At 41.9% G+C, this 8,754-nt stretch carries 4 protein-coding genes; all 4 read right to left on the bottom strand.

Translation table 11 applies throughout. The features are described from left to right. Nucleotides 1-3,067, bottom strand: a 3,067-nt coding sequence (locus tag AC1Z3S_RS10135; protein WP_461740280.1) for a phage tail protein, incomplete at its 3' end; no start/stop codon positions are given. Continuing rightward, complete coding sequence (locus AC1Z3S_RS10130; RefSeq protein WP_461740279.1) at nucleotides 3,068-4,576, bottom strand: distal tail protein Dit; 1,509 nt, start codon at nucleotides 4,574-4,576, stop codon at nucleotides 3,068-3,070. Between the two features lie 6 nt (nucleotides 4,577-4,582). Next, nucleotides 4,583-8,455, bottom strand: a complete 3,873-nt coding sequence (locus AC1Z3S_RS10125; RefSeq protein WP_461740278.1) for a phage tail tape measure protein — start codon at nucleotides 8,453-8,455, stop codon at nucleotides 4,583-4,585. Continuing rightward, nucleotides 8,455-8,745: a hypothetical protein gene (locus AC1Z3S_RS10120; RefSeq protein WP_461740277.1), complete on the bottom strand. Its 291-nt coding sequence runs from the start codon at nucleotides 8,743-8,745 to the stop codon at nucleotides 8,455-8,457. Before AC1Z3S_RS10120 ends, AC1Z3S_RS10125 begins: the two co-directional genes overlap by 1 nt. Nucleotides 8,746-8,754 lie beyond the last annotated feature (9 nt).

The following is an 8,754-nucleotide window of genomic DNA, read 5'->3' as shown; positions in this document are numbered from 1 at the left end:
CCTTTGTAAAGGTGTTAACAAATCTAGATGCATTAATCTCCACTCCAGACAAGGTTTTGAACACACCGTTTTCAATGGCCACATTCTCGACAATTAGATTATCAATGGACATTCCCCACTCAACCCAAGCACTACCTGTCCAACGTTTTATCATAACAGGCGACGCTGAAGTGTCTTGCCATAGTTGATTGACTTCCGGTGACTGTGGCGCTGTTTGAGACACGATAATCCCACTAGTCCCATCTTTACCAGCCATGCCCACAGTGTAATTACTTTTCTTAGTACCGTCGGTAAACGTGAACGTTGTTCTAGTCCATAGATATTGCCCTGCTTTCATTTGAGGAATGGCAGTCGTCCACGTACCAGTTGGCGGCGTTGTGCCGGAACTTGAGACTTGGTAATCAACGACTGTGGACCCGGGAACAATCCCTACACCATCTTTTCCATTTGTGCCGTCCTTACCGTTGGAACCATCAGCGCCATCTTGGCCAGCCTGACCCAAAATCCGTGACCAAGTGTATTTTGAAGGGGAGGTAGAGGCTTCTGGGTTGTTGTCCGAGTAAGTACCTTGGTAAAGTGGATAGGCATCCGTGAAGTTTGAGTCTGGATTGCTTGTATAAATTCCTGGATCATCATTTTGACTATCTAACTCTATCAGAGCCACACTTGAAATTTCAGCTTGTGTAACACCTGGTGCTAATCTGAACAGAATATTTTTACCACCAGTTATTCCTGATTTAGCTTTGAATTTATACCAATAATCTTTCCAACCCGATGTCAATGTCCAGTTCATCATTCCATCAGTTGCCGAAGTCTGACGACCATCATTAGTAATTAACAAATCAGGAACATTTGGATACACATGTGTTCTAACGCCCAATCCCTTAGCTCGGAATAAAACTGCATACCATTTTCCTGCAAAAAATGTCGATTCACTATTAAGTATCGGATAGTTCGCAAGCTCTAAATAAGTCCCGCTACTATAAGTATTTTTAAGTGAATATTTTGTACCGTCACCATTAGAGGTTAAAGTTCCCGTATACTTAGCCCAAGGAGTTCCAAAGGTATCCGTATTTAATAATAAATTCTCTTTAGGATAAACCGTTGTAAATCTATCTGTTCCATCAGTAGACCATGACCAAGCATTGTGCGTGTATGCATTGTCACCTTTAATCTTTGTCCAATTGTATTTCGTAGGGTCGGTCGAATCTGCCGATGTATAATCCGTATACGTTCCCATATACAGTTTATTTAAAGAAACTGAGGTACTAAAATCTGTCTTGCCATCTGCTGAGTTTGCCCATGCTGTATGGAAATAAGGCGTTTTGCCATCAGTTCCAGCCGCACCCGGAATCCCTTTTTCACCCGGGTCCCCTACATATTTTGACCAAAGATACTTACTAGGGTCTGTTGAGTCTTCCGCTGTGAAATCCACATACATCCCGATAAACGTTTTACCTGTTGGCGATTGAGAGAATCCACCACCTGAACTATTGTCTGCGTATGCAATGTGGGTGTATTGAGTTTTCCCATCAGCACCCGTGAGACCACGGACTCCTTGCGTTCCTTGAGGGCCCTGTAAACCTTGAATACCTTGGTCGCCTCGGTCTCCCTTGTCCCCTTTTTCTCCATCCTTCCCGTCGGAAACGTTGCTGACAGTCACTTCTGCACTACCCGCAACTTTTCCATCGGTATTGACTGCGTCAAAACGATAAACAGCCTTATCGGCGACACTCGTTGCAAGAATCGTTACTTCTTTGCCTGTAGCGACTACTGCGCCGTCTTTGAACCAATTAATGACAAACTGGTCTGTTTTGTCAGCTCCGACATCACGCACACTGGCTTCTAACGTCGTTGCCCCTTCGTTATTTTTGAAGACTACCCCGTTGTCCGAAATAATGGCACATGTATAGGTTTTGTTCGCTTCAAGCAGTTCTTGCATCCGGGCTAATAAGGAGGTATCCACTTCCGATTGTAGAATTTCTACGTTGGTAAAGGTACTCGTGTTCCGGCTAGGTTCATCAAAATAAATATCTTGTTCACTGATACGAGCTGAAAGATTCAATGTTGGCACATATCCGGTATTTTGAACAAGAACAGTGTCCCCAATATTCAAATTCTCATAGGCTTTAATCGTGACAGTTGTTTCAATTTGAGACAACTTTTTCAATTCTGTTAATGCTTGACCGGCTAGAACGGTATCGCTTGTGGTGTCATAAGACCATTTTTTAAGAATATAACCTTCACCACCGACCTTGGCCATGAATTGATTTCTTACTTGTACAGCTAGAATATACGGACTTCCTTTTTCACTTTGAAATAGGATATTACCATTCTTATCACGTTCATCAATCACGACATTAGCAATCGTCAATCCGTCTGTACCAGTTGGCTGAATAGCTGTTTTCAGATTATCACTATTATCTTCGATTTCGACCGTTTCAACATTGTTGACGTATTCGAGTAGCACATCTGTGCGATTTTCACCGATGCCTTGATGCTGGTCATCATGCTGTAAATAGGCGTTCAGCACGATTTTTTCAAGCCCCCAGTGCTTATTTAGCACTGTGACAAATTCAAATTCTGCACTAAACTTGTTGGCTAAACTAAATAAACGAGCGAGAATGCTCGTTTCTTCACCGTCCCACTCAGCCGTGATTTTCTTATCCGCTACTTCGTTGATACCCATTTCAATTGGATTGTCACCAGAAAAAAGAAATACTTTGAGGTATTCTTCTAATGACATCGGCGCACTCGCCTTATAGCTACCGCTGTCTTCATTTCGAAGTTCAAGCGTTAAGCTATCTGCCTTAATCTCAATTTTCTGCTCATTCTTCACCATGTTTGTGATGTCGAAATGATACTGAACAGTGTTATAGACAAAAGACAATTTGTTTCCCACTTTGAAAAAAGGGGCTATTTCTGCTGTTTGGAGAACAGAACAAGAAAAGAACGCTGCAGTACCAACTAAGAATCGATGAAGGTTGCTATCGAAATAGTCTTCCGTTACGCACAGTAAGTTGTCTTGATTGTCTAAAACAGCCAACAATGGTTTTCGTATGTTCAATTAGTACCACCTCTTTTCATAGATTCCTGTAATGGTGGGTGGCGTAGTCGTAAACCCACTCCATCCAAACTCTATATGATTGTTTCCGGGTTTCAAAATAGGAAAGGTGCTACCAGTCACAAAGTCTTCTAGCGTTTTAATGCCATCTCGGTAAATCATGTTCATTCCCGAATCCTGACGAATTTCAACATCCGTACCTGCTTTAAAACGATTAGGTAAATCTTGCCAATACTGCGATTTTAAATCTACGACTAAGACATCACGAATCCCCATATGAGTCACTAATTTAGAAGCTGGTTGTGAGCCGTATTGTCCAGTAAAGAACTGAACCTTCTTTACCTTCTTTGTTTGTAATGCTGGAATGGTAGTCGAATAGTAACCACCATTGAAAAAATAGGTGATCTTGTCGTTCTCCTTCTTTAGATCAAACATATTCGTATTGTTCGTTCGTGCTTGTGTTCCATAAGGATTAGGAGGAGACCAATAAGATGGTGTAAACTCGTTTATTTTGTAAACACGACTTCCCCCAGCACCATCTCCAATGAGGAAATTTACCATGGCGCTATTTCCCACGCCATCATTTTTCTCAATCGCCATACCCGCAATAAAGTGATTGTTTTCATCAACATACGCTAAGCACCATTCCCCTGTTTGTCCCATTACTCCGGTTTCAAACCACGCTCTAGCCCACAAGTAACAAGACTGTGCTGCAGTGGGCAATACAAGCTCTTTACAAGCGCCGTAATAGCCGCCGCCATTATTGGTAAAACTACTCGGTAGTTTCCCTAACCAGCCGCCATAATCCGAAATAGATGACATTGTCGTCACTACTTTTTTAGATTGATTTTCATAAAAGACGGAAGCGTCTTTCCAATTAGCGAAAGATTTTCCGCCGTCTTTCTCGAATATGGTTGCCATTTTCTCTCGGACTTCACCATCCGCTTCATCCATATAACCTAATTGGGTGAGGAAGGTCGCTTGGTCTTCATGAATGCCTATTGCACTCAGATACCCTGTTTCCGCATTGTTATGGAATTTCAATTGTAATGGTGTGTCCACTACGCCGTCATAGTTGATGTCCATGGATAAGATGCCATTTTCATCTGGTTTAGCGGTAGTTGGGGTTAACGTTAGATCATGGGAAATGGCATCTGCTATTGTGAAAACAATTGTTCCGGTTCCTAAAAACTCTGTTAGTTCATTAATGGTGAGTTGGACACTCTCGGCAATATAGTATCGTGTTTCTTCATCACTGAAGAGTAAAACATTGCGAGATTCTTTTAAGAATTGATAGATAGTTTCTTTTATAGACCGCACAGGAATGTTATCATCGCATATTGTGAACGTTACAGTGATTGTTTTTTCTGTTCTCCTGCTTGATGCTACGACACCCCCGCCAGTAGAAGATGGGAGCATGGATTTCTCAAAATCAAATCCAAACCTTTCCACTGATTGAATCACAAATAAGTTTTCTGAAGACTTTCCATTACACGTCATCGTCACAGACATTTAGGCTCACCCCCATATTTTCTCTCGCATTTTTTTATTATTTGCTGCAAATTCTTCAGTATACGACCATGTTCCTCTTGCTAGTTCACGATTATCACCTTCCAGTACAATCAATTTTTCTTTCGTGACCAAATCTGACAGCAATCGAATCATCTGCTCTAAATCACCTGAAGATGAATTCACAGTAATAGTTGGCTGTGGTTGTTTGAAACTAGCGTTATATCCATCGTAAGGCAGCTGATTACCAATACCGGATTCATATCTAGGAAGTTTACTTAATATAGTCCTAGTATCTTTGGCATTATCTACCCTAGTCCCTTTTGGCAAAGGAAGAATAACATTTCGTTGTTTTGGTAAAACGAACGGCACACCACCTGGAGGTGTGATTAATTCTTCATAAAGAGAGCCTAATTGATCGTTCACTACTGCAAGCTGGTCAGTTGGAGTTCCTTTCGTTCCCTCTGCATAGTTTGCTATGAATCTACCACCTTTAGCTTGAGCGTATTGAACGCCATTTCCATCAGCTTGAATCGTTAGCCTGACCGTTTTGTCGTTTACAGAAGCAAGAGCCTGACGAGCAATCTCAACTCCTGATGTATCGGCCCTTACAAGAAGGTTTTTTAGGGAATCTGGAATATTTTCCCATGCGTTCCATGCAACCGTTGAAGACTGTAGTTTTGTCTCCAAATCCTTATTATTTGCTAATATGTCCTTTTGAATTGGCGTTAATTTGTTCCACGCTGTCAAAAGTTCATCCGACTGCATAATTTTATTAATCGCATCAACGTTTTCAATCGGGATTTCTTTTAATAAAATTTCTAACTCGTTCCATCTGCCAGTTTCGTTTGCTGTATCAATGAGACTCAACATGGCTTGGTCATTGTTGACCGTCAGCATTTTTTCTTCGACAGACATGTCATTCCACTTGCCGGACTCACCCAAAGCGGCCGCAATAGTCACATGAGCGTTTGAATCAATATTGGCATGTTTCAAAATATACTGAAGCTGATTCCAGCCCTCTTCAGTAGAAGCGGCAGCTGCTATTTCTTCTTTTGCATTGGTCTTTACTTTACCAGTTTTTGTATCAAAAACTAACGCATTCCATTGCTCGTTAGCTAACACCATTTCTTGCGACATGTCATTGGCACTGTCCGCTAAAATAGAATTACTTTCCGCTACTTTATCTGAAGCTTGACTGGTTCTAGCTGCTACTTCGTCATAACTTAGACCCAAATCTTCAAATGCTAATCGAACGGTTCCAATATCTGTTCCCATTTTTTGGTAGTATTGATACAGTTTATCCGCATAGGCTTCAGTAGAAATTGCTTGATTAGCTTCTAAACGAGCCATTTCGTCATTATAAGCTTGACGAGTAATGACACCGTCGCTTAGTGCTTTGTTTTGAGTTTCTACTGCTGCCTCATATTCTTTTGTTGAAGACTGAATGGCTTCCGTTAGATATCCAGCATATTCACCCGCTTGTTTCAGGTTCATTTGTTCGATATCATCACTCATGGCCAGCATAACAGCTTTCTTCTTATCGCCAGACAAGTTCAGTAAATTTATTTCCGCTTGAATCATGCCTTCACGAGCTGAGAGAACAATTTCTTTTTCTTCGTTTGTAAATTTTGAAACGTCCCCATTATGCTTCGCATAGATTTCGATTACCCTATCTGACATAGACTGGGTAGCTTGCTCCACCTGTTGGTTTAGTTGTTCCATTGCTTCAATGTTTTTTTGAGCTTGTTCTTTTTGATGTTCGGGTAGTTGTTCAAGAATTTCTTGATTTTTTGCACTAATTTCTTCCACAGTGTCAGAAATTGTTTGTTGCATAGCGCCAAAACTATCCTCTACATTTTGGGCACTTGTTTGCACGCTGTTATCAAAATTATCAAGAAAGCCGATACTGTCATGAGAAAAGGTTCGAACGTCTTCCAATGTTTTACTTGTTTCTTCTGAGACTTCAGTCCCCCACTCTTGGACACGTTGCGCTGAGTTCCAAGCCTCTTCACTGAATAACTTCCAAGCGCCATAACCTACCGCAAGTAGGCCACCTACACCGACAATTAGCGGCAAGGCTCCTGCTAGACCTCCCGCACCTAAAGCAGTTGTCATCGCGCCAACACCGCCAGTGCCAGCAGCTGCAGAAGCAGCACCACCAAACGTTGAGAAGGCACTCACTCCGCCTGTTAATAAACCCGACCCTATTTTTAAGGCACTACCAAGTGTAGAAATTCCTTTTGTCACTTGACCAATCGCAAGCACAGTAGGACCAGCAATTGCTACAAACCCACCAATTTTTAGAATACGCTCAATATCTTCCTCGTCCATTTTCGACAATGTATCTGAGAACGCACTTACTGCTTTCTCCACTTTGGGCATATACCGTTCCGCTATATCTAATAAGGCTTCCCCCAACGGCAACAATGCTGTTTGCGCATCACGAAATAAGGCCTTGGCTCTGTTGCCAAAGGTTTCATTTTGTTGTTTTTTAACTTTTTCCATTGAACCCGCAACGTCGTCATACGTCGTATTGACATCATTCAGAGATTCAATAATTTTCATCGCATTATCTTCACCCAAAGCAGACCATACCGTAGAGGCAAGCGTCAATTTTTCTTGTTGGTTTTCGGTATTTTCCAAATCTTGAATAACAGATTTGAAGACATCTTGCGAAGTAGCGCGCCCAGCCTCGAACTCGCTGAAAATATTTCTTGTTTCTTCCGAGAAACTGGAAAGATTGTCTTTAATTCGGCCGTCTGACAAGGAAATCGTGAACTCTTTGACAAAATCGTTGACCTTATCTAAGTTATACGCTCCAGACTCCAATCCATTTTGAAGGACCGCAAACATATCTTTTGCGCTGAATCCAGCTTGTACCCAAAGTTGCCCATACTCAGCTAGATTATCACCAAGCTCGTTGGTTTTATCTAGCCCCGTTTGAACTCCCTTAACATACAGGTCCATGGCGTCATCCGCAGACAAACCAAAGTTCGTCATTAACGAATTAATCCCTCGTAAAGATTCCCCCATATCTTGTCCAAGAGTATCACGCAACACGAGGGCGTTCTCTGTTACCTTGACGAGTTGGTCATCTGGAATGTCACCTAATTGTTGTTTAACCTCCACAATAGCAGCCGCAACATCTTCCATGCTTTCACCAAAACCGTTGGAATAAATGTCTTTAAGAGCTTGTTCAGTGGCTTTCCCTTGTTGCTCAGTTAGCCCAAGAGCACTTACAATTTTTGCATTTGAGCTTTCCACATCCATAGCTGTTTTCACTGCAGCAGTTCCAATCCCAAGTATAGGAACTGTCACTCCAGCAGTCAGAGCAGCTCCGATGGTCGTCATCTTTTCTCCGACAGCTCCAACCTTTCCCCAAGCGGCTTCCGTCTGCTCTAGCTTCTTTTGCACCCGGTCAAAAGCTTGATCAGCCGTGGAACCATACTGTTCCATTTCTTGCTGGGCCATCTTCAGTGATTTACTCAGACGAACTCCCATTTCGTCTCGCAAGGTTATCGCTCGTTTTGTGGCAGTCTCTAGTTCCTCGCCTTCCAACTCTTTCATAACTTTTTTAGTTTTTGTAAGAGCGGTTGTAACATCATTTAACGATTTTCCATAACCATCTTTGTAAATATTCAAAGCAGATTGGGTCAATTTAGCGGTATCGGCATCCGTTGATTTTAGACTTTTTTGTATTTTCCTCGCAGCTGTATCAAACGACTGAGAAAGCTTTTTGGAAGCTGTGTCAAATTGCTTTTCAACTTCATTTGCAACACTTTTACCGGTTTTTTTTACTTCTTCCATGCCCTGTTTAAACAACCGTTGATCTGCCACTACGGGTGCTTTCAGTGTCGCTAATTCAATTGCACCTGCCATTATATACCACCCCCATATGCTTGATATTGTTTTACTGCTTGTTCATCGGCATCTCCTTGACATAAACGCCAGCAGGTTTCTAAAAACTTTCTACCTTCTTCTGTTGAGCGCATATTAGCAACCCAAGAATCCCGTTGATAGAGTTTAAATTGCGAATAAGGCAGGTCCAATAGATGTGAAAGAGGAACACCAGAATAATCAGACACCGCTTTTAATTCCCCAGTATTAGTATGTATTCCCCGTTCCCAAGGGTCCTGTTGAAAATGTTGTTGAACAATTAGGTCGAACACTTTCGGGTC

Source organism: Enterococcus sp. LJL90, assembly GCF_056924355.1.
The sequence above is the reverse complement of the archived record's forward strand: the minus strand, read 5'-3'. Positions and strand labels throughout refer to the sequence as shown.

Excerpts from the sequence above, each read along its gene's own strand:
- AC1Z3S_RS10130 (WP_461740279.1), bottom strand. The coding sequence starts at position 4,576 with ATGTCTGTGACGATGACGTGTAATGGAAAGTCTTCAGAAAACTTATTT.
- AC1Z3S_RS10125 (WP_461740278.1), bottom strand. The coding sequence starts at position 8,455 with ATGGCAGGTGCAATTGAATTAGCGACACTGAAAGCACCCGTAGTGGCA.